At 61.2% G+C, this 26,544-nt stretch carries 24 protein-coding genes; 7 read left to right on the forward strand and 17 right to left on the reverse strand.

Features of this window, described 5'->3' with window-relative positions; genetic code table 11:
• The first annotated feature begins 51 nt into the window (after window positions 1-51).
• Window positions 52-663, forward strand: a complete 612-nt coding sequence (gene phaP, locus ACQ4WN_RS16215; protein ID WP_436552468.1) for a TIGR01841 family phasin — start codon at window positions 52-54, stop codon at window positions 661-663.
• Window positions 664-689: 26 nt separating this feature from the next.
• On the opposite strand, the gene ACQ4WN_RS16220 is transcribed toward phaP, so the two are convergent.
• Window positions 690-1,322, reverse strand: coding sequence for a helix-turn-helix transcriptional regulator (locus ACQ4WN_RS16220; protein WP_436552469.1), 633 nt, complete (start codon window positions 1,320-1,322; stop codon window positions 690-692).
• Entirely contained in the window at window positions 1,319-2,536 is a 1,218-nt protein-coding gene (locus tag ACQ4WN_RS16225) for an MFS transporter (protein WP_436552470.1), read from the reverse strand. The genes ACQ4WN_RS16220 and ACQ4WN_RS16225 overlap by 4 nt, the downstream gene beginning before the upstream one ends.
• A gap of 148 nt (window positions 2,537-2,684) precedes the next feature.
• Between ACQ4WN_RS16225 and ACQ4WN_RS16230 the strand changes: the two genes are divergently transcribed.
• From ACQ4WN_RS16230 to ACQ4WN_RS16240, 3 genes are all read left to right on the forward strand, one after another.
• Window positions 2,685-3,389, forward strand: a complete 705-nt coding sequence (locus ACQ4WN_RS16230; RefSeq protein WP_436552471.1) for an SMI1/KNR4 family protein — start codon at window positions 2,685-2,687, stop codon at window positions 3,387-3,389.
• 94 nt (window positions 3,390-3,483) lie between these two features.
• Window positions 3,484-5,136 carry a VRR-NUC domain-containing protein gene (locus tag ACQ4WN_RS16235; RefSeq protein ID WP_436552472.1) on the forward strand — a complete coding sequence of 551 codons (1,653 nt, stop codon included), beginning with the start codon at window positions 3,484-3,486 and terminating at the stop codon, window positions 5,134-5,136.
• A complete protein-coding gene (locus ACQ4WN_RS16240) occupies window positions 5,118-7,406 on the forward strand; it encodes an ATP-dependent DNA helicase (protein WP_436552473.1) in 2,289 nt (762 codons plus the stop codon). Before ACQ4WN_RS16235 ends, ACQ4WN_RS16240 begins: the two co-directional genes overlap by 19 nt.
• On the opposite strand, the gene ACQ4WN_RS16245 is transcribed toward ACQ4WN_RS16240, so the two are convergent.
• From ACQ4WN_RS16245 to pstS, 14 genes are all read right to left on the reverse strand, one after another.
• A complete protein-coding gene (locus tag ACQ4WN_RS16245) occupies window positions 7,395-8,123 on the reverse strand; it encodes a LytR/AlgR family response regulator transcription factor (protein ID WP_436552522.1) in 729 nt (242 codons plus the stop codon). The two genes, ACQ4WN_RS16240 and ACQ4WN_RS16245, sit on opposite strands and share 12 nt — an antisense overlap.
• An 11-nt stretch (window positions 8,124-8,134) precedes the next feature.
• Window positions 8,135-9,211 (reverse strand): sensor histidine kinase, encoded by a 1,077-nt coding sequence (locus ACQ4WN_RS16250; protein WP_436552474.1) that lies wholly within the window; start codon window positions 9,209-9,211, stop codon window positions 8,135-8,137.
• 6 nt (window positions 9,212-9,217) lie between these two features.
• On the reverse strand, window positions 9,218-10,033 hold the full coding sequence (locus tag ACQ4WN_RS16255) for a LiaI-LiaF-like domain-containing protein (RefSeq protein WP_436552475.1): 816 nt from the start codon (window positions 10,031-10,033) through the stop codon (window positions 9,218-9,220).
• Window positions 10,023-10,406: a LiaF transmembrane domain-containing protein gene (locus tag ACQ4WN_RS16260; RefSeq protein WP_436552476.1), complete on the reverse strand. Its 384-nt coding sequence runs from the start codon at window positions 10,404-10,406 to the stop codon at window positions 10,023-10,025. The genes ACQ4WN_RS16255 and ACQ4WN_RS16260 overlap by 11 nt, the downstream gene beginning before the upstream one ends.
• Window positions 10,407-10,759: 353 nt before the next feature.
• Window positions 10,760-11,674, reverse strand: a complete 915-nt coding sequence (locus ACQ4WN_RS16265) for an NAD-dependent epimerase/dehydratase family protein (RefSeq protein ID WP_436552477.1) — start codon at window positions 11,672-11,674, stop codon at window positions 10,760-10,762.
• Between the two features lie 228 nt (window positions 11,675-11,902).
• Window positions 11,903-13,849, reverse strand: coding sequence for a UvrD-helicase domain-containing protein (locus ACQ4WN_RS16270; RefSeq protein ID WP_436552478.1), 1,947 nt, complete (start codon window positions 13,847-13,849; stop codon window positions 11,903-11,905).
• Between the two features lie 39 nt (window positions 13,850-13,888).
• Window positions 13,889-15,085 (reverse strand): selenoneine synthase SenA, encoded by a 1,197-nt coding sequence (gene senA / locus ACQ4WN_RS16275; protein WP_436552479.1) that lies wholly within the window; start codon window positions 15,083-15,085, stop codon window positions 13,889-13,891.
• A gap of 75 nt (window positions 15,086-15,160) precedes the next feature.
• Entirely contained in the window at window positions 15,161-16,477 is a 1,317-nt protein-coding gene (gene phoR / locus ACQ4WN_RS16280; RefSeq protein WP_436552480.1) for a phosphate regulon sensor histidine kinase PhoR, read from the reverse strand.
• Window positions 16,478-16,488: 11 nt separating this feature from the next.
• A complete protein-coding gene (locus ACQ4WN_RS16285; protein ID WP_034755074.1) occupies window positions 16,489-17,178 on the reverse strand; it encodes a response regulator in 690 nt (229 codons plus the stop codon).
• A gap of 5 nt (window positions 17,179-17,183) precedes the next feature.
• Window positions 17,184-17,894 carry a phosphate signaling complex protein PhoU gene (phoU, locus tag ACQ4WN_RS16290; protein ID WP_071078202.1) on the reverse strand — a complete coding sequence of 237 codons (711 nt, stop codon included), beginning with the start codon at window positions 17,892-17,894 and terminating at the stop codon, window positions 17,184-17,186.
• Window positions 17,895-17,942: 48 nt separating this feature from the next.
• Window positions 17,943-18,725 (reverse strand): phosphate ABC transporter ATP-binding protein PstB, encoded by a 783-nt coding sequence (gene pstB / locus ACQ4WN_RS16295; RefSeq protein ID WP_373629715.1) that lies wholly within the window; start codon window positions 18,723-18,725, stop codon window positions 17,943-17,945.
• 38 nt (window positions 18,726-18,763) lie between these two features.
• Window positions 18,764-19,660 carry a phosphate ABC transporter permease PstA gene (gene pstA, locus ACQ4WN_RS16300; RefSeq protein WP_436552481.1) on the reverse strand — a complete coding sequence of 299 codons (897 nt, stop codon included), beginning with the start codon at window positions 19,658-19,660 and terminating at the stop codon, window positions 18,764-18,766.
• Entirely contained in the window at window positions 19,657-20,628 is a 972-nt protein-coding gene (gene pstC / locus ACQ4WN_RS16305) for a phosphate ABC transporter permease subunit PstC (RefSeq protein WP_436552482.1), read from the reverse strand. Before pstC ends, pstA begins: the two co-directional genes overlap by 4 nt.
• 223 nt (window positions 20,629-20,851) lie before the next feature.
• Entirely contained in the window at window positions 20,852-21,901 is a 1,050-nt protein-coding gene (pstS, locus tag ACQ4WN_RS16310; RefSeq protein ID WP_436552483.1) for a phosphate ABC transporter substrate-binding protein PstS, read from the reverse strand.
• A 271-nt stretch (window positions 21,902-22,172) separates the two neighbouring features.
• On the opposite strand from pstS, the gene ppk1 reads away from it, so the two are divergent.
• From ppk1 to ACQ4WN_RS16325, 3 genes are all read left to right on the forward strand, one after another.
• A complete protein-coding gene (gene ppk1 / locus ACQ4WN_RS16315; protein WP_436552484.1) occupies window positions 22,173-24,266 on the forward strand; it encodes a polyphosphate kinase 1 in 2,094 nt (697 codons plus the stop codon).
• Window positions 24,267-24,291: 25 nt separating this feature from the next.
• Window positions 24,292-24,750 carry a SixA phosphatase family protein gene (locus tag ACQ4WN_RS16320; RefSeq protein ID WP_436552485.1) on the forward strand — a complete coding sequence of 153 codons (459 nt, stop codon included), beginning with the start codon at window positions 24,292-24,294 and terminating at the stop codon, window positions 24,748-24,750.
• Between the two features lie 315 nt (window positions 24,751-25,065).
• Window positions 25,066-25,191 carry a hypothetical protein gene (locus ACQ4WN_RS16325; protein ID WP_436552486.1) on the forward strand — a complete coding sequence of 42 codons (126 nt, stop codon included), beginning with the start codon at window positions 25,066-25,068 and terminating at the stop codon, window positions 25,189-25,191.
• 69 nt (window positions 25,192-25,260) lie between these two features.
• Here the strand turns inward: ACQ4WN_RS16325 and ACQ4WN_RS16330 are convergent, their stop codons facing one another.
• Window positions 25,261-26,382: a polyamine ABC transporter substrate-binding protein gene (locus tag ACQ4WN_RS16330; RefSeq protein WP_436552487.1), complete on the reverse strand. Its 1,122-nt coding sequence runs from the start codon at window positions 26,380-26,382 to the stop codon at window positions 25,261-25,263.
• Window positions 26,383-26,544: the final 162 nt, after the last annotated feature.

The raw sequence follows: 26,544 nt of genomic DNA on the forward strand, positions 1-26,544 counted from the left end.
CGAAAGAGTATGGAACGATAAGAACGTATCTATTCAAACCGAGGAGACCACATGTTTACGAATCCCGAACAATTCGCATCGGCCACCAAGGCCCTGTTTGAATTCCAGCTGATGACCTTCAACACCCTTACCTCCAAGGCAGTGCAAGGCGTGGAACAGGTGCTGGCACTGAACATGGCCACCGCCAAGTCCGGCATGGAGGATGGCCTTGCCGCCAGCAAGGAAATCAGCCAGGCCAAGGATCCGAAGGCCGCCATGGCCGCCGCCGCCGCCCAGCTGCAACCGGGTGTGGCCGGCGCGAAAGCGTATAAACAGCAACTCGACGACATCATCAAGGAAATCCACACGGAATTCACCACGGCTGCCGAAGCCCATGTGGCCGAAGCGAAAAGCAATTTGAGCGCCCTGATCTACGACGTCACGAAAAACGTGCCGCCAGGCTCGGAAAACGCCGTGGCCATCGTCAAGGCCGCCATCGACAATGCATTCCTCGGTTACGAACAAGTGACCAAGGCCACGAAACAGGCCGTGAAAACCGTAGAAGATCAAATTACCAAGGCCAGCGCGCAAGTGGCGCAGGCAACGGAACAGGCCACGGCCGGCGCACAAGCTGCGGCTGACAAGGCGGCGCCGGCTGCCAAGCCGAAGGCTGCCAAGAAGTAAGTCCGTAACTATCGGGGCCTGAGTCCTCAGGTTCCGATAGGCATGATCCGATACACGCAGCGCCTCCCCCCCTCCAGCAGATATTCGCTGCGTTCCACAGTGCAATCGTCCCCCAATACCCGCTGAAAGATGGCCAGCTCCGAGCGGCAGAAATTCTGGCACGCCGTGGCCGCCGCGCAAATCGGGCAATGGTTTTCCACCAGCAAGACACTGCCATCGTCCTGCCGCTCGGCATGGGCCATGTAGCCCTCGCCATCGCGCGCCCGCGCCAGGCTGTCCACTCTGTGCGCCAGCGCAAGCTGCGGGTCGACCAGCCTGCCGTAGGCCAGCTCGCTGCTGCGCTCGCGCGCACCGATCAATTTGTCCAGCCCCTCGTCGCCGAACAGGGCTTTCACTTGGGTAATCAATTCCAGGGTCAGCTCGGCATGGCGGTCGGGGTAGCGCGCATGGCCCTCGCGCGTCAGCGCCCAGCGCCGCGACGGGCGCCCCACCTTGTCGGCCACGTCCTCGAAGGCCACCAGACCCTTGTCCTGCGCCGCTTCCAGCTGGCGCCGCGCGCCCATGGAGGTGATCTCGAGCAAGGCCGCCAGTTGTTGCGCCGTCTGCGGCCCGCGCAACTTCAGCAGGAACAAGGTCTGCTCGGACGTACTCGCGCTCATGCCACCGCCTTGGCGTCGACGGCGCCGTCCAGCTGGCGGCGCCAGGCCGCCATGCGCCAGGCAGCCCAGGCGGCGGACAAGGCGCCCGCGACGAGAATCAGCCGCGTGTCGATCAGGGTCAGCACGGAGCCGCTCAGGGCCACGACGATGTTGGCGATGCAGAAAGTGGTGGCCAGCAAGCCCATTACGGCACCCTGCCCGTGCGCGCTGAAGCGTTCCGCGCACCAGCCCTGGATCACCGTGTTGTACAAGGCATTCGGAATGCCGAACAGCACGATGGCGGCGATGCCCACCCATATATTGCCCAGCGCCAATATCCCTACGGCCAGCGCCACGCCGCACCCATACCAGCTGGCACGCAGCAGCGGAGCATGGCGGCTGGGACCTCCCGCCAGCAGCGAAGTGATGGTCATCGTGCCGCACAGGCCCACATTCACCCAGGCAATCTCCTGCGCATGGTAACTGGCCGTCTCGACCAGCCACAGCGGATAAAACTCGTAAAAACTGGCCACGCCGCAGGTCAGCGCCAGCTGCACGATGAACAGGGTGCGCAGCTCTTCATGGCGCAGCAGGTTCAGCGAATGACGGTCGCGCGCCACTTGCCACCACGACGTCGTCAATAGCGAGGGCGTTTCGCGCGGCAAGCCGGCGGCCACCAGCACGGCGACGAGCATCAGGGCGGCGGCGGCGATCCAGAACGGCACCGTCACGCCCCAATGCAGGGTGGCGCCCGCCAGGATCGGACCTACCAGCCAGCCCAGGTAAAACGCGCCATTCAGCCACGACATGGCGCGCAGGCGCAACGGTCCCGTCAACTGATCGGCCAGCATGGCGCGCGCCACGGCGCCGTTTCCTTCCAGCAAACCGGTGATGAAACGGGCGACGATGAACAGCGGATAGGACTGGATCACCAGCGCCCAGGCCGTGATGGCGTGGCCGATGGCGGCGCCCACGGCCGTGCGCATCAGCAAGGGGCGGCGGCCATAGCGGTCCGACAAGGGGCCCAGCACGGCCGAGCCGATCAGCAAGCCCAACGGATTGATGGTCAGCGCCAGGCCGAACAACAGTTTCGACGGCAAGCCGAGGAAATGGTTGAAGGCGTTCGGCGCCTCGGCGGCGAACAAAGGTGGCAGAATCGGGTATGGCAGCGAGGCGCCGATGGTCGACAGCAGCGCCAGCAAACAGGCGGCGGAAATTAAAATGATGTTTTTCATGCGGGCTCGGCGGATTGTGTCTGGCAAGCATACGTGGCCATGTCACATAAGTAAACTAAAGTGTTTATTAATTATGCCCATCATCGCTGCCGTGCACGCCATCGCCTCGGCTATCATTGCCCCATGATCCACGTTTAACAGGGCAAACATGACACTGTCAGCAATTGAACAGCAATACGGCTTCAGCTATCCTGCACTGTACCGCCAGCTGGAGCGCGACGGCATGCTGGCCGTGGGCGAATATGGCCCCGACTGGTACAAGCAGGTGTTTCCCACATTAAAGGATCGTCCCACCCTGCTGCTGCACGCAGACGATGTCGAATTACTCAATATCGAGTCCGTTGCCGACGCCGTGGCGAGGCTGCTGGACGCGGACGACTATCGGAAAATCGATCCCGCGTTCCAGTTCATTCCGTTTGCGCAAACGGGTGCAGGCGACTACTACTGCTTTTTCGCATCCGGCCAGCACGATGGCGAGCTACCCATCGTGCTGCTGTGGCACGACCAGAATGAAGCCCAGTACCTGGCGAAAAACCTGCAAGATTTCATGTTTTACATGCTGTTGAACAGCATGGCGGACCAGGATACGTACAACGAGGTCAGCGACGAGGAGTTCAGGGATCAACTGGCAAAAACCCTGGGCACGCATGCGCGCTACCTGACGCCGGAACAGGCGCAGGTCCTGTCCGCGCTGCTGGCCAGGGACATCGTCGATTACGAGGTCGTGCTGCCCAAAGGAAGAAAAGAGGCGCATCGGGGCTTGCTGACCGATATCGAACTGGCCAGCCTGCGCTCGGAATTCATTCCCTACGAAAAGTTCGACAGCTATTTTGCCTACAGCACGGCTGGCTGAACATAATTCGCTGGGCAAGCGGGGGCTGAAGGTTTAAACTGTATATAAACACAGTGAAACCTATCACCTTGCATCTTGCCTTATTGCCATCACCATGCTGAGAGTCCTGGAAAATCCCCTGTATTATCTGGATAATTTCCAGGATGTGCTGAGCTGGATAGGCGCGCGTTACGCCGATCTGCTGAGTCTTGAAGAAACGCAATTCATCACTGCATTCGGCGCACTGCCGCAGCCATCGCGTGCCCTGTTCGTGCGCCTGGTCATGCGCAAGGGCTGTCTGTTTCGTGCCAGCAAGCTCAATTACCCGGAAATCGGCGACACGCGTGCGGCCGCCCTGCCCTTGCTGGCCACGGGCTGGGTGGTGGCCGATCCTGCCATCTCGCTCGATACACTGTTCGAACAACTGCTGAAAGGGGAAATCGTCCAGGCCTTCAGCCTCGCCGCGCCCCTGAAGGCGGCGCGCAAGGCCGAGCAATTGGACGCCTTGCGCGCACAGCATGCGGATGAGAAACCGTTTTCCGCATGGTATCCGGCCTGCACCGATGTGCTGTACCGCATCGGCTTGCAGCCCCTGTGCGACCGCCTGCGCCTGATTTATTTTGGCAACTATCACCAGGACTGGTCGGAATTCGTGCTGTCCGACCTCGGTGTGTATCAATACGAAAAAGTGGAATTCTCGCCACAATCGCGGGGCTTTCGCACGCGCCAGGATATCGAGCACTATGAAGTGCTGCACCAGTGCCGCGAACGCTACAACGACAGCGCGCCGGCGGACGAGGTGCTGCAGGAGCTGGCCGCGCTCCCCTTATCGCAGGACAATACCTGGCTGGCCAGCCGGCGCGACAAGCTGCGCTTCCAGATCGCCCGGCACCTGGAGAAATGCCAGGATTGGCCCGCCGCCTACCGCGCCTACGCCGATTGCCGCTATCCGGGCGCCCGGGGCCGCGCCATCCGCGTGCTGGAAAAAGATGAACAGCCACAAGCTGCCTACGAGCGCCTGCTGATCGCCCTGGCCGCGCCGGAAAGCGAAGCGGAACAGCAATTGCTGCTGCGCATGGCGCCCCGTTTGCGGCGCAAGCTGGGCCACGCAAAACAGGCGGCCAGCGCGGCGGCCAGCGTGGACCGCATCGACCTGCTGCTGCCGTATCCGGCGCAAGCGTGCTACGTGGAAGGCGTGGTGCTGCAGCACCTGATGCAGGAAGACGCGCCCGTGTACTACGTGGAAAACACCCTGATCAACTCGCTGTTCGGCTTGCTGTGCTGGCCCGCCATTTTTAAAGCCATGCCGGGCGCCTTTTTCCACCCATTCCACCGTGGCCCGACCGACTTGCACAGCGCCGATTTTTACCAGCGCCGCAGCACGGACTTCGCCGCCTGCCTGGCGCAATTGGACGACGGCAGCTATCAGGCCGCCATCCGCGCCACGCTTGCCGCCAAGCACGGCATCGTCTCGCCCTTCGTCAGCTGGGAAGTGCTGGACGGCGGCTTGCTGGACCTGGCACTGGCCTGCATCCCGGCCTTTCATCTGAAAAAGGCGTTCGAGCGCATCTTGCTCGATATCAAAAGCAACCGCAGCGGCCTGCCCGACCTGATCCAGTTCTGGCCGGCAGAGCAGCGCTACCGCATGATCGAAGTCAAGGGTCCGGGCGACCGCCTGCAAGACAACCAGCTGCGCTGGATCGCGTATTGCGCCGAGCACGCCATGCCCGTCAGCGTGTGCTACCTGCAATGGCAGGTGGCCGCGTGAACCGCAAAAATTACACGATAGCCGTGCGCGCTCTGTGCGAATTCACGGCCAAGGTGGGCGACCTGGACTTGCGTTTTACGCCATCGCCCACGGCGCAGGAAGGCATGGCCGGCCACGTCACCGTCACTAGCCGGCGCGACGACGATTACCAGCGCGAAATCAGTCTTTCCGGCCACTTCGGTCCCCTGCATGTGCGGGGCCGCGCCGATGGCTACGACCCGGCGCGGCGCCAGCTGGAAGAAATCAAGACCTACCGGGGCGACCTGGACGCCATGCCAGCCAACCACCGCCAGTTGCACTGGGCGCAGGCACGCATCTACGGCCATTTGCTGTGCCAGCAGCTGAACCTGCCCATGCTGCGCGTGGCGCTCGTGTATTTCGACATCGCCAGCCAGAAGGAAAGCATCATGCATGAGGAATGCACGGCCGAGGCGCTGCGTCTGTTCTTCGAACAGCATTGCGCGCTGTTCCTCGACTGGGCCGGGCAGGAAATGGCGCACCGGGCCAGCCGTGACGCGCAGCTCACGAACATGACCTTTCCCCATGCCGACTTTCGTCCGGGCCAGCGCCAGCTGGCAGAGGCCATGTACAAGGCCAGCAGCCGCGGCTGCGGCTTGCTGGCGCAGGCGCCCACAGGCATCGGCAAGACGGTGGGCAGCCTGTTCCCCATGCTGAAAGCCACGGCCGCGCATGGCCTCGATAAACTGTTTTTCCTGGCCGCCAAGGTGCCGGGCCGGCAAATGGCGCTCGACGCCTGCGCCATCCTCAAGGATAGCGCCCCGCTGCTGCCCCTGCGCGTGCTGGAACTGAGCGCCAAGACCAGTGCCTGCGAACATCCTGACAAGGCCTGTCACGGTGAATCGTGTCCGCTGGCGCGCGGCTTCTATGATCGCTTGCCGCTGGCCCGCGAAGTGGCGCTGGCCAGCGGTTTGATCCTGGACAAGGAAGCCGTGCGCGCCATCGCCTTGCAGCAGGGGATCTGCCCCTACTATCTGGGCATGGAGCTGGCGCGCTGGAGCGATGTCGTCATCGGCGACTACAATTATTACTTCGACCTCAGCGCCATGCTGTACGGCATGACCCTGGCCCACGACTGGAAAGTCAATGTGCTGGTCGACGAAGCGCACAATATGGTGTCGCGCGCGCGCAGCATGTATTCGGCCGAACTGGAGCAGATCAATCTGAAGCGGCTGCGCAAGTTCGCGCCCGATGCCTTGAAAAAGCCGCTGGACCGCCTCGCGCGCCAGTGGACGGCCTTGCTCAAGGAACAGGATGGCGACTACCACGTGCATGCAGCCTTGCCGGACAAATTCTTTGGCGCCCTGCAAGGCGTGGCGACGGCCATTGGCGACTACCTGGCCGAGCACGCGGCGGCGCTGGACGAGGATTTGCAGCGCTTTTATTTCGACGTGCTGCTGATCAACCGTCTGGCAGAAAGTTTTGGCGAGCATTCATTGTTCGACGTCAGCAAGACAAATACGGGATCCACTGCTGGCTCCACCGTCTGCATCCGCAATATCGTTCCCGCGCCCTTTTTGAAAGAACGCTTCGCGGCCAGCCACAGCACGGCCCTGTTTTCCGCCACCCTGAGTCCGTGGAATTACTACAGCGACACCCTGGGCATGCCGGCCGACACGGCCTGGGTCGACGTGGAATCGCCGTTCCAGGCGGAACAGCTGTCCGTACGCGTGGCCGACGCCATTTCCACGCGCTACCAGCACCGCGCCGCGTCCTTGCTGCCCATCGCCCAGCTGATGGCGCGCCAGTACGCAGAAACGCCGGGCAACTATCTGGCGTTTTTCAGCAGCTTCGACTACATGAAAAAGACGGCCACCCTGTTTGCCCAGCATTACCCGGACGTGCCCATCTGGCAGCAGCCGCGCCGCATGGATGATGGTGCGCGCGCGCAATTCCTGGGCCGTTTCGGGCTGGACACGTGCGGCATCGGCTTTGCCGTGCTGGGCGGCGCATTTGGCGAAGGCATCGACTTGCCGGGCGCGCGCCTGATCGGCGCCTTCATCGCCACCCTGGGTTTGCCGCAGATCAATCCCGTCAACGAGCAAATCCGCCAGCGCATGGGCGATATCTTCGGCGCCGGCTACGACTACACGTATCTGTATCCGGGCATGCAAAAGGTGGTACAAGCGGCCGGCAGGGTCATCCGCACGCAGTCGGACAAGGGTGTCGTGTATCTGATCGACGACCGTTTTTCGCGCCCGGAAATCCGGCAACTCTTGCCCACCTGGTGGGATGTGCAGCTAGCCGACTAATGCTTTCAGTTTTTGATACCCCGCCTTGCTCACGGGTATCCTCGTATCGTCGCGCAGGATAGCCACGTGGCTGTCTTTGGTGGCTGCCTCGATGCGGCGGATGCCGTCGATATTGAGCAGATACGAGCGGTGCACGCGCAGGAACTTGGCGGGATCGAGCTGGGCTTCCAGCTCCGCCAAGGTCTGGCTTTTCAGGTAGGACTTGCCCTCGGAACGGATGCTGATGTAATCGTCCTGCGCTTCGATGTAATCGATGCGCGCGCTGGCGATCACGTGGACCTTGGCGCCATCGCGTATCAGCACGCGGTCCAGGGGTGCTGCGCGCGTGGCCGCCTCGCGCGCCAGCGTCAGCACAGTCTCGGGCGTGCTGCGGTTGGCGCGCGCATGGGCCAGCGCCTGCTCGAAGCGCTGTTCGCTGAACGGTTTCAACAGATAATCCAGGGCATGGCACTCGAACGCTTTCAAGGCATACTGGTCGTAGGCCGTGACAAAGATCAGCTTTGTCTTCGCGCCGATCAGCTCCGCCACTTCAAAACCGTCCAGACGCGGCATCTGGATGTCGAGAAACACCAGTTCCGGCTCCAGGTCCGCGATGGCCTTGACGGCCTCGAAGCCGTTGGCGCATTCGGCCACGATGTCGATATCGTCATGGCGCGCCAGGTATTCGCGCAGCACGCTGCGCGCCAGCAATTCGTCATCGACGATGGCCACCCGCATTCTTTCCTGCATCATGCTTCCTCCGTGTCGCCGGTCTGCGCCGGCATCGATAGCGTCACTTCAAACGTCGCAGCGCGCCGCACCCAGTGCACGCCCGCTTCGTGGCCATAGGCGCAGGCCAGGCGCTGGCGCACGTTCTCCAGCCCAACGCCCTTGCCGCGGGCCGGTCCTTGATCCACATCAACAGCATTGCGCACGGCAATCTGCAGCAGGCTGCCCGCGCGCCGCACCTCGATATCGATCAAGCCGCCCTCCGTCAAGCCGCAAATACCGTGCTTGACGGCATTTTCCACCAGCGGCTGTATCAGCATGGGCGGCAGCAGGCACGCCAGCGCAGCAGTGTCGATGCTTTCCGCCACTTGCAGGCGCGCGCCGAAACGCACTTGCTCGATGGCGAGAAAATGACGGATCAGCACCAGCTCCTGTTCCACGGTAATGTGCTTGTGCGCTTCCAGGCTCAGGCTCTGGCGGAAGAAACTGGCCAGCTGCACCGTCATCTGGCGCGCGCCCGCCGCATCGATCGACGTCAGGGCGCTGATGGAGTTCAGGCTGTTGAACAGGAAATGCGGATCGATTTGCGTGCGCAGCATGCGCAATTGCGCTTCCTGCGCCATCAACTGCGCTTCCAGGCCCCGCTGCTCGGCCATCCTGGCGCGCACGAATTCCAGCAACAGATAATGCACGGCGGCGGCCAGGCAATACAGCAGCACGCCCAGGCCGAAAAACAGGGCCAGCAGCGATTGCGTCAAGTCCACGCCCAGCCAGCGCAGCGCCATCAACAGGCTGACGCTGTTCAAAAATTGCAGCAGGGTGGCCCACAACAAGCCCGCAAACAGGGCGGCCACGCCCATCACGCCCGCGATGGCGAGCGGATGGCGGGCGTGCAAGGGATAGGCGCGGCACAGGTAAAACGCGGAAAAACCCGAACCGATCGCATACACGAGCGTGGCGGGCACCACCAGCAGGACGGCGTTGAGCCTGGGCGCGTGGGCCACCCTGGCCAGCACGAACGCCAGGGCCAGGCCCAGCGCGATGCAGACCAGAAATACCACCACGGCGCCGCGCCGCTTCGACAGGGGCCCCGACATGCGCGCCTAGTTGCGGATTTCCAGGCCGCCCATGATGGCGTAGCCCGTCACGTACAAACGTTTGTTCTGGTTCGGTGGCACGATGGTCTTTTCTTCGAAGCCGCCGAGGATGGGCGTACCTTGCAGTACCACGCTCCAGTCGGGCGGAATCTTGATGGTGACGCCGCCGCACAGGGCAAACACGTTGAGCACGGCTTCGCCTTCGATCGATGCCTGGCGCAAATCGATTTCGCAGCCGGCCATGATGACATTGATATCGCCGCCCCTGAAACGCTGCGACGACACGCGCCGCACATAGCCGCCCAGGATAGCCGTCACTTCGATGATGCTGTCATCGTCCACCTGCCCGTCGGTGCCGGGCGCTGCACTGGTATCGGCTGCGTCCTTGTCCAGCGACACGGCGCCATTCCTGGCCTGGCCAAACGCGTCAGGCGCTGGCGTACTGTCTTGCTGCGCAGCAAAGCGCCGGCGCCGCTGGCGTTGCTGCGCGCCGGGCAAGGACTTCGACACCACGCCCACGCCCAGGCCGATGATCAGCAAGGGCCACAGCAAGTCCCAGTTCAGGTAGAAGATGCCCATGTGCTTGAGCGTCCAGACTACGCCCAGCAGCACCAGCATGCCGCCCAACAAATAGCCGTTCGCGCTGCGGCTTTGCGACAGTTTCAGCAAGCCAAACACGATCAGCGCCGTGGGCCAGAAGCGGAAGGTGTAGCGCACATTGATGAAGCCGAGATTATCGAGCAGGAATAACAGCCCCAGGCCGATGACGATGACGCCCAGCACGATCTGCGATGGCGAGTGCAGCGGCGGCTTATTTTTCATGCTCGGACTCCCGATAGGCAATAAAATGTTTGTTCAACAGCGGTTCCAGCACGAGGCCCACGCCCCAGGCGATCAGCAAGGCCGGCCAGCTATTGTAAAAATTCAGATTCCACAGTTCTTCGTACGACACATACCACCAGGCAGCGAAAAAGATCAGCCACAGGCCGCTCAACACCTGCTTGGCGGACACGGGCGTGAGCAACTTGTTGAGGCCGAAGACGACCAGTATCAGCGGCCAATAATGCCATAGTGCATAGTAATCGTGGAGATAGATCACATCGAGCCGGTCCAGCAAGATGATGGCGCCGATGGCGATCAGCAGCACGCCCCACAGCAGCTGGGTACGGCGGCTATAAGCTGGTTCAGGTTTCACGGTCCCCCCTTTGAGTTGGTTGATCGTAAAGATACGCGGATTTCGGGGAGGGGAAAACACCGTTTCGGCGAATGGCGGACAGGCAGCGGTGAATGGCGCAGCGGCGGAAACGACAGGCAAGACCGGCTAGCGCCGGCTTCGAAGGGGTGCGCAGTGCACAGCCGCGTGGCGCAGGGCGCAAACGCGGGCAGAAATCTGGTGCCGATCCTTGAGGCGACCGGCTGACCTGCTGGAAGATCGAACATGCCGCCAACTTCACGGCAGTGCGTCTCAACCAAGCAAAGCGATCATACTCCTGATCCTCACATAGCACCGTTCGCTAGCGCACACAGATGCGGCTTTGCTGAGCTGCATTAAACGGCGTTGGCATGCGGCGGCTGCAGCATGTCGTTCTCGATCCACTCCAGCACGGACGGTCCCTGCGGCTGCCAGCCCAGCAGGGTACGCGCCCGTGCGCCGCGCACGCGGCTGTTGGAACCGAGACCGTAGGAAGCCATCTCGTAGCCCCATTCGGCTATCGCCTCGGGCAGCGGCCAATCCTGCGCAGGCCCCAGATCCAGTGCCTGGGCGATGGCGGCCGTCATGTCGCGGAAGGCCGCTTCACCCGACTCGACAAAGTAAAAACTGCCGGCGGGCGACTGTTCCAGCGCCAGCAGATACAGGCTGACGACATCGTCAATATGCACATTGGACCAACTATTGCGGCCCGGCCCCACGTGGCGCACGATACCGCTCTTGCGCGCCTGCTTGAGCAAACGGGGCAATTGCACGCTGTCGCGCGGCAAGGCGCCGTGGCCGTAGATCAGGGTATTGCACAACACGCTCGCACGCACGCCCTTGCCTGCGCCGGCCAGAACCAGGTCATCGATGGCGACCCTGGCGGCCTTGTCGGCCGTGGGCGCCGGCAACTTGTCTTCGTAATAAATCTGTTGCGCCCCCTCGCCGCCCGAGGCGTCGCCCACGATGGACGAGCCGCTCGTATGCAGGAACACTTTGTTCGTGCCTGCCAGCGCATCGAGGATCGCTTCGACCGCACCCCGGTGGTCGCTGCTGGCAGCATTGATGACGGCATCTGCCGCCTTCGCCTGCTCGATGAGCAGCTCGCGGTCGTTCAAGGTGCCGACGATACCGTGCACGCCGATGGTGACCAGCTCGGCCACCTGTTCCGGTTTGCGCACCAGGCCCGTGACCTGATGGCCGGCGCGCACGAGGCCCGCCGCGATGGAACTGCCAATAAATCCCGCTGCACCTGTCAAAAATACTTTCATACCGTGGACGCCAAACAAAACCTACTGCGCGTCGCGCTTTGCGGCCTGCGATGCTCACCGTGCTCTAGCACGGTTGCGCTTCTTAGCCACAAATCATCGCCGCTCGCTACGGTTTTGTTAGGCGTCGTTTCTCCTTGATTAGCTTTGTTAATTCAGATCAAAAGCGATCACATGAACAAAGTATGCCCGCTTTCATCTTTCACAAAAAGCAGCCGCCGAGCAAAAGATCTATGCCTTGGGCGCAACAATCTTGTTTTTCAGCTGCAGGGCGGCGATATAGCGGCTCCGGTAGGCGGGGTCTTCCGGCGTCAGCAAGGTCAGCCTGTCGCGCGCGCGCGTGGCGGCCACATAAAAACGGTTTTCCTCTTCCAGCGGGTCAGTCTTGCTGCGCGGGAATTCATCGACGGCCAGGTAAGGCAAAATCACGTGGTTATACTCGAGGCCCTTGATCTGGTCGATGCAGGCGATGACCAGCCTGGCCTTGCCGGTCGAGACCGTCACGGCCTCTTCCATCTCGCCCAGCCAGCCGGCAAAGCCGCCCAGCGCCACGCCCGCTTCGCTGCATACGGCAATGAAGCCGTGCAGGGAACGGGCCACGACCCGCGCCTGGGCCGGGTCGACATAGATGCGGCGCGCCGTCTGTTCCAGCTGCATCAGGCCGAAGATGTGCTGCAAGGCGTCGCCCGCCAAAGCATCGGGCGGCAGCGCACGCAGGTAATCGACGGCGGCCAGGGTCAGCGCCGCCTTGTCCTGGTTGTGCGACTTGGCCAGCTGGTTCGTCAAAAAGCCTTCCAGCAAGTCGGGATAGTTGGCCACGTCGGCCTTGGCTTGCTGGAGCTCATCGCGCGTAAACGGGATTTCCGCAAACGCCACCAGGGCTTCGAGGATCTCGCCGCGGCGCGGGCCGCTCTTGATGGCGTGCAAATCCTTGCGGGCGATGGCGACCATACCACGCAGCATCAGCACTTCCAGACTCTGCAGATAGCTGTTCATGTCTACCAGGCCATACGCGATGCCGCTCTGGAACAACGCCGTTTCCACGCGGATGGCCTGATCGCGGTCGCGCAGCAAAATGGCCGTCGTGCCCGCATGCGCGTGTTCGAGCGCGGCGATCAGCTGCGCGCTGCACGCTTGCGGCTGCGCATGCTCATACTCCAGCAGCTCGATGTGGGTGGCACGCGACAGGGCCGACACGCTGGCCTTGTTTTTCAGCACGCCCACGGCCTGCGCCAGTTGCGGGCCATAACGGTAGGATGCCGTCAGCGGCAAGCGCTGCAAGGCCGGGAATTCCTGCTCAAAGCGCTGGCGCAAAAAGCGGTGGTCGGCGCCCGACCACGTGTAGATCACTTGATCCTTGTCGCCGGCGCCGCAGAAAAACGCGTTGCCACGGCGTATCAGCATGGTCAGCAGGCGGAACGACGCTTCGTTCAAGTCGTGCAATTCATCGGCCACGATGATCTGGAAGGCCGGCAATTGCTGGCGCAGCGGCTCGTCGCCGTCGAGCATGCGCACCAGGTCGTAGGTGGCGTCGAACGGTGCGCGGAACTGGATATCGCCCGTGTCGGCGCCACGCAAGCCTTCATATTCGCGCAGCCACAGATAATGCGTGCGCGACATTCCCAGCATTTCCAGGTTGTCATCCAGCGAGTTGCTCTCGAAGTCGGGATGCTGAAAATCCATGCGCGCCTTGGTGCGCAATTGCAGTTTCAGAAATTCGGCAATCGCCCCATTCGTCGTGTTGATTTCCAGCGGGTAACGGTCGGCATATTTTTCGCAGACCACTTCCAGTGCTTCCCAGGCCACGGGCCGCAGCTCTTCATCGCTGCGCATGAACGCCACCTGCATGTTTTCCAGCTGCAGCAGCACCTTGGCGGCAAAGGCGTCGAAGGTGTCGATGACGAGGCGCTTGACGACGCCCAGCGGCACGCCCACTTCCAGCAGGCGCTGGCGCAGGGCCACGCGCGCCGCCTCGGTAAACACGAGGGCCAGCATGCGCTCGGGCGCGCGGCCCCGGTGCAGCGCCTCGGCCAGGCGCAGGGCCAGGGTCGTCGTCTTGGCCGCGCCGGCGTTGGCATCGATCAAGACCACTTTCTTTTGCGCCGTCTGGATGGCGATCTGCTCTGGCGTGGGCGTGATGCGTTTGGGAATGAACTGCGGGGCGTTATCTGTACTCAAAAGTATTCCTGAAAAGGGTAGCAGCTGGCTGTCTCGGACTTACCAGGCGCAGGTGCGCAGGCCGGCAAAGATATCGCCGCGCTCGGGCGCGTGGAAGGCGCGCATGCGGGCAGAATGCAGGCGCGGCGGCGTGGCGAAGGCGGCGCCGCGCAGCACCTGGTGCTGCATGAAATACGGCGCTGAATATTCGCGCCAGGCATCGGGCGCAAAGCCCGGATACGGCTCGAACGGCGTCGCCGTCCACTCCCACACCTGGCCCCAGTGAAAGCGCGGATGGCCGGACAGCGCAGCATACTCCCATTCCGCCTCGGTCGCCAGGCGGCGCCCCGCCCAGGCGCAGTACGCTTGCGCTTCATACAGATTGATGTGGCGCACGGCTTCATTCGGCGGCAAGGTCGTGCGCTGGCCGAAGCGCATGGTGCGCCACTGCGTCGCTTCACGCAACCAGTACAAAGGCGACGAGCGCTCCTGCTGCATCAGCCAGGCGCTGCCGGCCGCGCTCCAGAACTGGCGGTTCTGGTAGCCGCCATCGGCGACGAAATCGGCAAACTGGGCGTTGGATACGGCGCAAGCATCGATGGAAAACGCCGGCACGTAGCAAGGATAAGGTGGCGATTCATTGTCGAAGGCAAACCCGGCCCCGCGCGGCGAGCCCAGTTCGATGCTAGCGCCAGGAAAAGCGATCTCGCCCGCCGCTGCCGGCAAGGCGGGACTGGCAGCGAGGAACTCCGGGGCTTCCAGGCCCAGCCATTGCAAGCCGGCCAGCATTTCTTCGCCGCACAAATCCTCATGCGCCAGCGCCAGCCGGTACGGCGCCAGCGCGGTGTCGACATCGGGTTCGCGCGACAGCTTGTCCAGGACCCGGTCGAGCACTTCGTGGCAATACGTTTTCACGGCACCCGGACTGGGCAATTCCAGCTTCCAGCGCGCACGGTGTTCGACCATGTTGGCGTCGAACAGGTCGTCGCCGCGCGTCAGCAGGGAATTGTAGATGGCGTCGGCCGGGTGGCTGGAAGCGGCTTCGCGCAGGATGTACCACTCGGCGAACCAGGCGATATGCGCGAGTTGCCATAACGGTGGATTGAGGCGTGGATGACGGGGCAGGCCCGCCACCACGTCCAGGCCGGCACTGACATAACAGTCGAACAGGGACAAGGTGTCCTGGCGTGCAGCCTGCAGCGACTGGGCCAGTTGCTGCGCGCCGGCGTGGCGAAAAGAGGCGTTGATTAAAGTCATGGCCTGATTGTAACGACTTATGCCAACATTGCACCAGCCGCCGAGGAAACAGGGAGGGGACTACCCTCCCCCGGACTACTTGACCAGCAGCTCGCCCTGCAGCGGCGTGACGACGGACTTGGGCATGCTGACGATGAAGCTGCTGCCCTTGTCGGCCACGGACTGGATGGCCAAAGTCCCGCCATGGCGCAGCAACACGTGTTTGACGATGGCCAGGCCCAGACCCGTACCTTGGGTTTCGCGCGAACGGCTCTTGTCGACGCGGTAGAAACGCTCTGTCAGGCGCGAGATATGTTCCTGGCTGATGCCGATGCCCGTATCTTGCGCGATGAATTGCGGGCCGGTCGGGCCATCTTGCCAGCGCAGCGTGATGCTGCCGCCAGCCGGCGTATAGCGCACGGCGTTCGAGGCCAGGTTGCCAAACGCGCTATACAGCTCGTCGTAACTGCCCAGCACGTCCGGGCCATTGCATTCCATGGTCACTTCATGCTTGCCGGCCGACAGCCCCTTGGCGTCGCGCAAGACTTGCTGCATGAGCTTTTTGATATCCACCGGCTCGGGACGCAGCGGATAGTCGACCGATTCCAGGCGTGACAGGGTCAGCATGTCCTCGATCAAATGCTGCATGCGGTGGCCCTGCTCCGTCATCAGCTTGAGGTGGGCAGCGCGCGTGGTGGCGTCCAGGTCCAGCTCGGCAGAAGCGATTTCCAGGAAGCCCACGATGACCGTCAGCGGCGTGCGCAGTTCGTGCGAGGCATTGGCGATGAAGTCGCGGCGCATCATTTCGATGCGTTCTGTCTCCGTCACATCGTGCGTGACGAGGATCTGGCGGCGGTTTTCAAACGGAATGATCTGCACGATCAGCTTGCGGTTGCGGAAGGTGATCGTCAGCGGCTGGTCGTAGCGGCCCAGGATGATGTAATCCATGAACTCGGGGCTGCGGATCAGGTTAGTGACGCGCATGCCCTTGTCGCGCTCGTGCGTGAGGCCCAGGTGCTTCTCGGCGGCCGGATTGCACCATTCGAGGAACAGCACGTCGTCCATGATGACGACGCCGTCGGGCAGCAGATGCATGGCCTGGCGGAAACGCGCCAGCCATTCCGTCAGTTCGGCCTGGTTTTTCTCGTCGTCGCGGCGCATGCGGTACAGGCGCGCGAAGATGCTGGTCCAGGCGCCCCAGCCGTCGGGCAGCTTGGCGCTTTGCGGATTGTCCAGCCAGTCACTGAGCTGGAACAGATACGACAGCTGCACGAACACCATCATGGCCATCAGCACGAAGGCGATGCCCAGCGCATACGTCGCGCCAAACAGATACCAGACGATGGCCACGCCCAGCAGCGCCAGCACCATGCGCAAGGCGGCCGGTACCCAGAACAGCAATTTCGGATTCATAGAGGCTAGCTTTATTTTTCAGACAACATGTAGCCGACGCTGCGCACCGTCTTGATCAGGCTTTCCGCCTCTTTCAAGGCTTTGCGCAAGCGCAATACGTGGACATCGACCGTGCGTTCCTCGATCACCACATGGTCGCCCCACACCTTGTCGAGCAGCTGGCTGCGCGAAAACACGCGCTCCGGATGGGCCAGCAGGAATTTCAGCAGCTTGTATTCAGCGTGGCCGATATCGATCTTCTGTTCATCCATCATCACGGTGCAGCTGACGGGATCCAGCGCCACGTTGCCGGCGCGCATGGGCGCCTGCGCGTGTTCCGGACTCTTGCGGCGCAACAACGCTTTGGCGCGCGCCAGCAGCTCGCGCGGCGAGAACGGCTTGGTGACGTAATCGTCGGCCCCGCTGTTCAGGCCGGCCAGCTTGTCTTCTTCCATGCTCTTGGCGGTGAGCATGATGACGGGGATGGCGGCGAAATTGCGGTCGGCGCGGATGCGCGACAGCAGGCGCAAGCCCGTCTGGTCCGGCAGCATCCAGTCCAGCAGAATCAGGTGCGGCGTGCGGTGCTGGATGAATTCCCAGGCATCGGCAACGTTTTGTACAGAACAGCAATTCCAGCCGGATTCGCGCAGCGAATAGGTCACCAGTTCAACGATGGCCGGCTCATCTTCAACAATCAATACCGTGGTTTTATCAGATGCCATAAAGCTTACTCAGGGAGCTCCTCGGAAATGGCGGGAGCAGCCACCTTGGTGTGGCGGATATCCTTGCCTTCAACCACGTAAATCACGTATTCGGCGATGTTTTTCGCATGGTCGCCGATCCGTTCGATGGCTTTGGCCACCCACAGGGTATCGAGCGCCGCCGAAATCGTGCGCGGGTCTTCCATCATAAAGGTGATCAAGTTGCGCATGATAGACCGAAACTCATGGTCGATGATGGCATCTTGTGCAATTAATTGTAAGGCCTGCTTGCCATCGTTGCGCGCAAACGCGTCGAGCGCGTCGTGCAGCATGTCGGTGGCCGTGTTGGCAATGCCGCGCACCATCTCGTAATGGTTGACGACGCCGTTGCCCCGCTTGTGCAGATTCTTCGCCACGCGGGCGATTTTGGTCGCCTCGTCGCCCACGCGCTCGAGGTCGGTAATCACCTTGATGGTGGCCATGATGGTGCGCAAATCGTTGGCGGCCGGCTGGCGGCGCACGATCAAATGGCTGCAGGCGTCGTCCAGCGACACTTCGAGCTGGTTGACGACGTCGTCTTCGCGCATCACGCGGTCGGCGCGTTCCGGATTGCCGATGCGAAAGCACGTCATCGCGTCGAGGAACTGGGTTTCAACGATGCCGCCCATCAGGAGCACTTTCGAGCGGATCGCTTCGAGTTCGTTGTCGTATTGCTTGGATGAATGTTCGCCTAACATGCTGTCTCTCCGTATTCAGTTGTCTTATATGTCGTTATTCTGGGCAGATCAGCCGAAGCGGCCCGTGATGTAATCCTGCGTTTCCTTGCGGGCCGGATTCATGAAAATCTGGTCCGTTTCGCCGAATTCCACCAGTTCGCCCAGGTACATATAGGCCGTGTAGTCGGAGCAGCGCGCCGCCTGCTGCATATTGTGCGTCACGATGGCGATCGTGTAATCCTGTTTCAGTTCGCTGATCAGTTCTTCCACTTTCGAGGTCGAAATCGGGTCCAGCGCCGAGGTCGGCTCATCGAGCAGCAAGACGTCCGGCTTCACGGCCACGCCGCGTGCGATGCATAAACGCTGCTGCTGGCCGCCCGACAGCGACAGGCCGCTCTTGTTCAGCTTATCCTTGACCTCACCCCAGAGGGCCGCTTTTTTCAGGGCCCACTCGACGCGCTCGTCCATCTCGCCCTTCGACAAGTCTTCATACAGACGCACGCCGAAGGCGATGTTATCGTAGACGGACATGGGGAACGGCGTCGGCTTCTGGAACACCATGCCGACCTTGGCGCGCAGCATGTTGACGTCCTGGTCGGCATCGAGCACATTGCGGCCGCGGTACAGGATCGAGCCTTCCGCGCGCTGGCCCGGATACAGGTCGTACATGCGGTTCAGGGTGCGCAACAGGGTTGACTTGCCGCAACCGGACGGGCCGATGAAAGCCGTGACCTTCTTCTCGTGGATGTCCAGGTTGACGTTGTGCAAGCTTTGCGTTTTGCCGTAAAAAAAGTTCAGGCCCGAAATCTCGATGGTTTTTTTCTTTGGTGCCAGGTCTTGGGCTGGATTCATTTGCGTATTCATATGGGTTCGCTTCGCTCGGTATCTGTTTAATGTGGGACTTTTTGGCTGAACACGGTGCGCGACAGGATATTCAAGGCCAGCACGCTGAAGGTGATCAGCAGTGCGCCACCCCAGGCCAGCGAGCGCCAGTTATCGTACGGGCTCATTGCAAACGATGCGATGACGGACGGCAAGTTGGCCATCGGCGCATTCATGTTGAAGCTTTGAAACTGGTTATTCAGGGCCGTGAACAGCAGCGGCGCCGTTTCGCCGGCGATGCGGGCCAATGCCAGCAGAACACCGGTGATGACACCGGCCTTGACGGCGCGCAAGCGCACCAGAGTGGCGACTTTCCAGCGCGGTGCGCCCAGGGCAAACGCCGCTTCCAGCAGGCTGTTCGGCACCAGGCGCAGCATGTTGTCCGTCGTGCGCACCACCACCGGCACGGCGATCAGCGACAGGGCGATGGCACCGGCGTAACCGGAGAAATGTTTGACGTGCGCCACGTACAGCGCGTACACGAACAGGCCGATGACGATCGATGGCGCCGACAGCATGATGTCGGTAACGAAGCGCGTCACTTGCGCAAACTTGTTTTCTTCGCCGTATTCGGCCAGGTAGATGCCGGCCAGGATGCCGATCGGGGTGCTGACCACGGTGGCCAGGCCCACCATCAGGGCGCTGCCGACGATGGCATTGATCAGGCCGCCGCCTTCGCTGCCGGGGGCCGGCGTCGTTTGTGTGAACAGGTCGACGGACAGTGCGCCGAAACCCTTGATCACCAGCGTGAACAGTATCCATACGAGCACGGCCAGGCCCAGGGCCATGGCAGCCACCGACAGGGCGATGCCGATGCGGTGCATCAGCAGGCGCTTGCGGTAGACAGGGTTCATGGCCGGCTTGGCCGGAGCGTCGTGGGTGCTAACTTGGCTGAGCTGGCTCATTTCGTGCCTTCCTTGCGGGACATGCCAGCCAGCATCAGCTTGGCGGCGGATAAGACGATAAAGGTGATGACAAACAGGATCAGTGCCAGCGAGAACAGCGAGGACACGTGCAGCGCCGATTGCGCTTCGCCGAATTCATTGGCCAGCAAGGAAGTGATGCTGTTACCGGCGGCAAACAGCGACCACGACAGCTTGTTGGCGTTACCGATGACGAAGGTGACGGCCATGGTCTCGCCCAGTGCGCGGCCCAGGCCCAGCATGACGCCGCCGACGACGCCGGTCTTGGTGTAAGGCAAGACGATCTTGCGCACCACTTCCCAGCGCGTGCAGCCCAGGCCGTAGGCCGATTCCTTCAGCACGGCGGGGACGATTTCAAACACGTCGCGCATCACGGAAGCGATGAAGGGGATGATCATGATGGCCAGCACCAGGCCGGCCGTCAGCAAGCCGATGCCCATCATGGGGCCGCTGAACAGCTGGCCGATGACGGGTACGTTGCCGAGGCTGGCTTTCAGGATAGGCTGGACGTGGTCGGCAAACAGGGGGGCAAAGACAAACAGGCCCCAGATGCCGTAGATGATCGATGGCACGCCGGCCAGCAGCTCGACAGCCGTGCCCAGCGGGCGGCGCAGCCAGGCCGGGCAGATTTCCGTGAGGAACAGGGCGATGCCAAAGCTGACGGGAAAGGCGATCAGCAGGGCAATCACCGACGTCACCAGGGTGCCGATGATGGGGATCAGGGCACCGTACTGGTCATTGACGGGGTCCCATTCTGCCGACACGATGAAATGCAGGCCGAAGGTCTTGAAGGCCGGTATCGATTCCATGATCAGCGAAATGATGATGCCGACCAGGACGATCAGCACCGACAGGGCGAACAGCATCGTCACCTTGTGGAACAGGAAATCCTGGATGCGCTGCTTGCGCATGGTGGAAAGCATTTGCGCGTGACTGATGGAATCGGTCATGGTGCCGCCTGGCATGGGGATCGTGGAAGAGGTAGATTGTGCGCTCATAATGTGCCATGTGGGTGGTACTGCAGGTATTGCTTATTTTTAAACTCTTGTTTTATCTTGCTTTTTTAGCCAGGACCGCCTGCAAGGGCTTGCGGGCGGTCCTGGCTAACTCCCTGCCCCGCCGTGCTGCTGGCGGAGGGGCAAGGATGAGTACTTATATGATCAAGCTATCAGATTAATAGATGGCTTTGCCCGAAGCGTCTTTCAGGTTGGCTTTCCACGACTCTTGCACCAGTTTCACGACCGATGCTGGCATCGGCACGTAGTCCAGTTCAACAGCAGCGGCGCCGCCGTTCTTGTAGGCCCAGTCGAAGAATTTCAGGACTTCTTTTGCCTTGGCTGCGTCAGCCTGGACTTTGTGCATCAGGATGAACGACACGCCGGTGATAGGCCAGCTGTTCTTGCCAGCCTGGTCGGTCAGTACCACGCCGAAGCCTGGGGTTTGCGTCCATGGTGCCGAAGCGGCTGCTGCCTTGAAGTTGTCGTCGTCAGGCTGCAGGAAATTGCCGTCCTTGTTTTGCAGCTGGGTGTGCGACATGCTGTTTTTCTTGGCATAAGCCCACTCGACGTAGCCGATCGAACCCTTGATACGCTGTACGTTGGCGGCGACGCCTTCGTTACCCTTGCCGCCCACGCCCACGGCCCATTTCACAGCCGAGCCAGCGCCGATTTTCGATTTGAATTCCGGATTGGTTTTCGACAGGTAGTCGGTGAACAGGAAGGACGTACCCGAACCGTCGGCGCGGTGCACCACGGTGATTTCCGTGTCCGGCAGCTTGACGCCCGTGTTCAGTGCGGCGATCTCAGGAGCGCTCCACTTGGTGATCTTGCCCAGGTAGATGTCAGCAACAACCTTGCCCGTCATCTTCAGCTGGCCAGGTTTCACGCCGTCCAGGTTGACGATGGTGACCACGCCGCCCATGATGGCAGGGAACTGCATCAGGCCTGCTTCTTCCAGCTCTTCTGCCTTCAAAGGCATGTCCGAGGCGCCGAATTCAACAGTCTTGGCCTTGATTTGCTTGATGCCAGCGCCGGAACCGACGGACTGGTAGTTCAGGCCGTTGCCGGTATTGGCTTTGTAAGTCTCGGCCCATTTGGCGTAGATCGGGTACGGGAAGGTTGCACCAGCACCTGTCATATCTGCCGCCATGACGGAAGCGGAAGAAAATGCCATCGCTGCCGAAGCACCCACGACGATAAATTTGAACATTTGCTTCATTTGCATATCAAGTCCTCAGGGTTGTTAGGGCGCAAAGTCCCGGTTGAATGCTGCGCAGTCTAGCAAGCGAATATGACAGCTTTATGACATGCACCAAATTTCATGAAATATTTGCCTACGCCCCGAGAACTGCCATTTCCGGGGCGAAAAATGACAAGACTGGCGACGCTTTATGACAGCCTATGTCACGCTTACGTCATATTTCATGATTACACTCACGAGACGTCATACATGATCAAATACGGCTAGAATTAACTATCTGCAAAGACAAAAGAATATGAAACCTGAACTGCACATGGAAGTGACCAAATCGGGCATCCTGCTTGACCGTGAACTGTCGCAACTGACTTTCAACCGGCGCGTGATGGCCCAGGCGGAAGACCCGAACATTCCGCTGCTCGAGCGCCTGCGCTACCTGTGCATCGTCAGCAGCAATATGGATGAGTTCTTCGAGGTGCGCGTGGCCAGCCTGCTGGCGGTCGGCAGCATCGGCGGTACGCTGGCGGGCCACCCTGCCCTGGCGGCCAACCTGGAACGCATCGGCAAGGAATGCCATGCGCTGGTGGAACGCCAGTACGAGATATTAAATAGCGACGTCTTGCCAGCCCTGCGCGAAGCGGGCGTGCATTTGCTGCGCGACAGCGACCGCAACGAGGCGCAGCGCGCCTGGGTCAAGCAGTATTTCGACCGCGAAGTGCGCCCCCTGCTCACGCCAATCGGCCTTGACCCGGCCCACCCGTTCCCGCAAGTGATCAATAAAAGCCTCAATTTCATCGTTTCGCTGAGCGGCAAGGATGCGTTCGGGCGCGGCACGGCGATCGCCATCGTCAAGGCACCACGCGTCTTGCCGCGTGTCATCAAGTTGCCGGACGAGATATCCGGCGATGGCGTGTCCTTCTGTTTATTGTCCTCCGTCATCCATGCCCACATCTCGGACTTGTTCGCCGGGCGCGAGGTGATTGCTTATTCTCAATTCCGGGTCACGCGCGACAGCGACCTGTGGGTGGACGAAGACGAAGTCAAAAACCTGCGCCAGGCCTTGAAGGGCGAACTGGTGGGGCGCCAGTTCGGCACCTCCGTGCGCCTGGAAGTGGCGCGTAATTGCCCGCCAGAACTGTCACAGTTCCTGCTCGACCAGTTCAGCCTGGATCAAAGCCGGCTGTACCGTGTCAACGGCCCCGTGAACCTGGTGCGCCTGTCGGAAATGATCGACCACGTCAAGCAGCCCGCACTGCGCTTCCCCCCCTTCTTCCCCGGCCTCGCGCATAAAGCCATCGGCAACGACATTTTTGCCGCGCTCAACAAGCACGACATCCTGCTGCACCACCCCTACCAGTCGTTTCAGACGGTGATCGACTTCATCCGCAGCGCCGCCTACGATCCATCCGTCGTCGCCATCAAGCAGACGATCTACCGCACGGGCATGAACTCGGACTTGATGGAGTCGCTGATCACGGCGGCGAAGATGGGCAAGGAAGTGACCGTCATCGTGGAATTGATGGCACGCTTCGACGAAGAAGCCAATATCAACTGGGCCGACAAGCTGGAACAGGCCGGCGCGCAAGTCGTGTATGGCGTGGTGGGCCTGAAGACCCACGCCAAGGTGGCGCTCGTCATCCGCCGCGAAGAAGGCACGCTGCGCTTCTACGCCCACCTGGGCACCGGCAACTACCACCCCACCACCACCAAGCTGTACACGGATTTTGGCTTGCTGACGGCTAACCAGGACCTGGCCGTGGAAGTGAACGAAGTCTTCATCCACCTGACCAGCCTGACCAAGCCGCACAACCTGAACCATCTGTGGCTGGCGCCGTTCGGCCTGCAAAGCGAAATCATCAAGGCCATCCGCAACGAGGCGAAGATCGCCCGCTCAGGCCAGCGCGGACGCATCATCGTCAAAGTCAACGCACTCGTCGATGAATCCGTGATCCGCGCCCTGTATGCGGCCTCGACCGATGGCGTGAAGATCGACCTGATCGTGCGCGGCGCCTGCACCCTGAAGCCAGGCGTGCCTGGCTTGTCGGAAAACATCAAGGTGCGTTCCGTGATCGGCCGTTTCCTTGAGCACAGCCGCATTTATTACTTCCGTAACGACCTGGCGCACGATGTCTACCTGGCCAGCGCCGACTGGATGAGCCGCAACCTGTTCCGCCGCGTGGAAGTAGCCTTCCCCGTGCTGGACCGGGCGCTGAAGCGGCGCGTGATCGCCGAGGGCCTGAATCCGTATTTGAAGGATAATACAAATGCATGGGAACTGGAGCCGACAGGGCACTACGCGCGCCGCAAGCCGCGCGGCAAGCAAACGCCGTTCAGCGCCCAGCAGTATTTGATGCGCACACTGGGGACGCCGGGCGCGGAGGTCGGCGAATAGGCAATTCTACACAGAGGAGCACAGCATGGATCTCATCTTGTGGCGACACGCAGAAGCGGAGCCGGGCCTGCCCGACCTTGAACGCGCCCTGACCGTCAAAGGCCAGAAACAGGCGCGCCGCATGGGGGAATGGCTGGCTTCGCAACTACCGGAAAATTGCCGCATCCTCGTCAGCCCCGCCCTGCGCACCTTGCAAACGGCGGAAGCGCTGGGACGCAAGTTCAAGCTGATGCCGGAACTTGCGCCTGGTGCCGAGGCGGAAGACATCCTCAAGGCGGCCAACTGGCCCGGCGGCAAGGAAACCGTGCTCATCGTCGGTCACCAGCCCACGCTGGGCCAGGCGGCCGCCCTGATGCTGACGGGCGAGGAGCAGGAATGGGAAATGCGCAAGGCTAGCGCGTGGTGGTTTTCGCAGCGCGAGCCGGGCGACCCCATCAGCGTCTACTTGAAAGCCGTGATGGCGCATGACTTGGTGGTGAAATAACGGTGATCAAGCAGGGAAATGCGCAAGGCCAGCGCAAGAATGGACAGGTTCTCCCAGCGAGAGCCGGGCGACGCCATCAGCGTCTACTTGAAAGCCGTGATGGCGCATGACCTGGTGGTGAAATAAGAGGGGTGGGTGAAACAGCTTAAGGCACAAAAAGTGCGCTGCGACAAATACTGGCAGGAATTACAACTCAGCAGCCTTGCAAAGCGCTGCCGATCTGCTAGAGTTTAATTGCATCAACGACGTGCTGGAGCGCTGCTCTGGCACCTTGAGCAACCCAGCGGACAGCCGTCCAACGGCGGCTGAAAGACCATGTTAATCTTCCTCGTTTTTCTCTTCATCGCCATCTTCGCCGCCATCATCGGCTTCGTCGCCTTTGAACTGATCGAAGAAATGCGCGGCAGTCACCACAAGCTGATGGACCGCTACCACGAGTAGTGTTCACCTTGGCACTATCGCATGGCGCCAGCGACGGCCACCAGCCCGTCCCTCGCGCCATCATTATATTTACACTCCCGTTTTAAACTTCGTATAGATGCGCGTCATCAGGCGGCGGATATCGGCCGTGGTCGCTTCCGGTGCGGCCATGCGCTGCTTGTCGGCGTCCGACAGGAAGATGGCCTTGTTCTCGCCGATGTCCTTGCGTACATACTTGATGCTGGCCGGATTCGGATTCGCGTAGAACACCTTGTTGCTCAGGCTGGCATGCACTTGCGGGCGCAGGATATAGTTGATGAACAGGTGCGCATTGTTCGGGTGCGGCGCGTCGGCGGGGATAGCCATGGTGTCGAACATCAGGGCGGCCGTCTTCGGCACCAACACCTGGATCACATTGCCGTTTTTCGCGTCGATGGCACGCTGGCGCGCGATATTGATATCGCCCGACCAGCCCAGCGCGACGCAGACGGAACCGTTGGCCATGTCATTGATGTAGCCTGACGAACTGAACAGGGTCACGTAAGGGCGGATGGCTTGCAGCACCTTGCCCGCTTCCTGGTAGTCGCCAGCCGTTTTCGAGTACGCGGGCTTGCCCATGTATTGCAGGGCGGCCGGCAGCACTTCCGACGGCGAGTCGAGGAAAGACACGCCGCACGATTTCAGCTTTGCTGCATACTTCGGGTCGAAGATCAAGTCCCAGGCATTCTCGGGCATGGGCATGCCGCCCAGCGCGGCCTTGACCTTGTTGACGTTGATGCCCACCGTCGTATAGCCCCACAGCCAGTCGACCAGGTAATCGTTGTTCGGGTCGATCTTTGACAGCTTGGCCTGCAAGCCGGGGTCCAGGTTGCCCAGGTTCGTCAGCTTGCTCTTGTCGAGTTTGCGCAGCAGGCCCGCATCGATCTGCAGGCGCGCCCACTGGGCCGTCGGCACGACGATATCGTAGCCGGACTTGCCCGCCACCAGTTTCGCATTGAGGATTTCGTTGTTATCGAAAACGTCGTAGCGTACCTTGATGCCCGTTTCCTTCTCAAAATTCTTGATCGTATCGTCGCCGATATAGTCCGACCAGTTATAGATATTCAGTACTTTTTCTTCCTGCGCCTGAGCCTGGGCAGGCAATGCCAGAACGGCTGCCGCCAAGGTCAATCCCACTCCAATGCGCCGCCCTGCTTGCCATGTGTTTGCCATCGTACCGCCTCCGGAATTAGTCAGAAAATAGTGACGATGATAGCAAGAAGGGCGGCATCAGGTCTAGCCTGATACCGCCCTGCTTTCACCGCTGGGGTCAGACCCCCAACACCGCCAACGCAAAATTCAGCGCTGACAATGACGGGGGTCTGACCCCGGCCT

The organism is Janthinobacterium pasteuri, assembly GCF_051380775.1.
Taxonomy (GTDB): domain Bacteria; phylum Pseudomonadota; class Gammaproteobacteria; order Burkholderiales; family Burkholderiaceae_D; genus Janthinobacterium.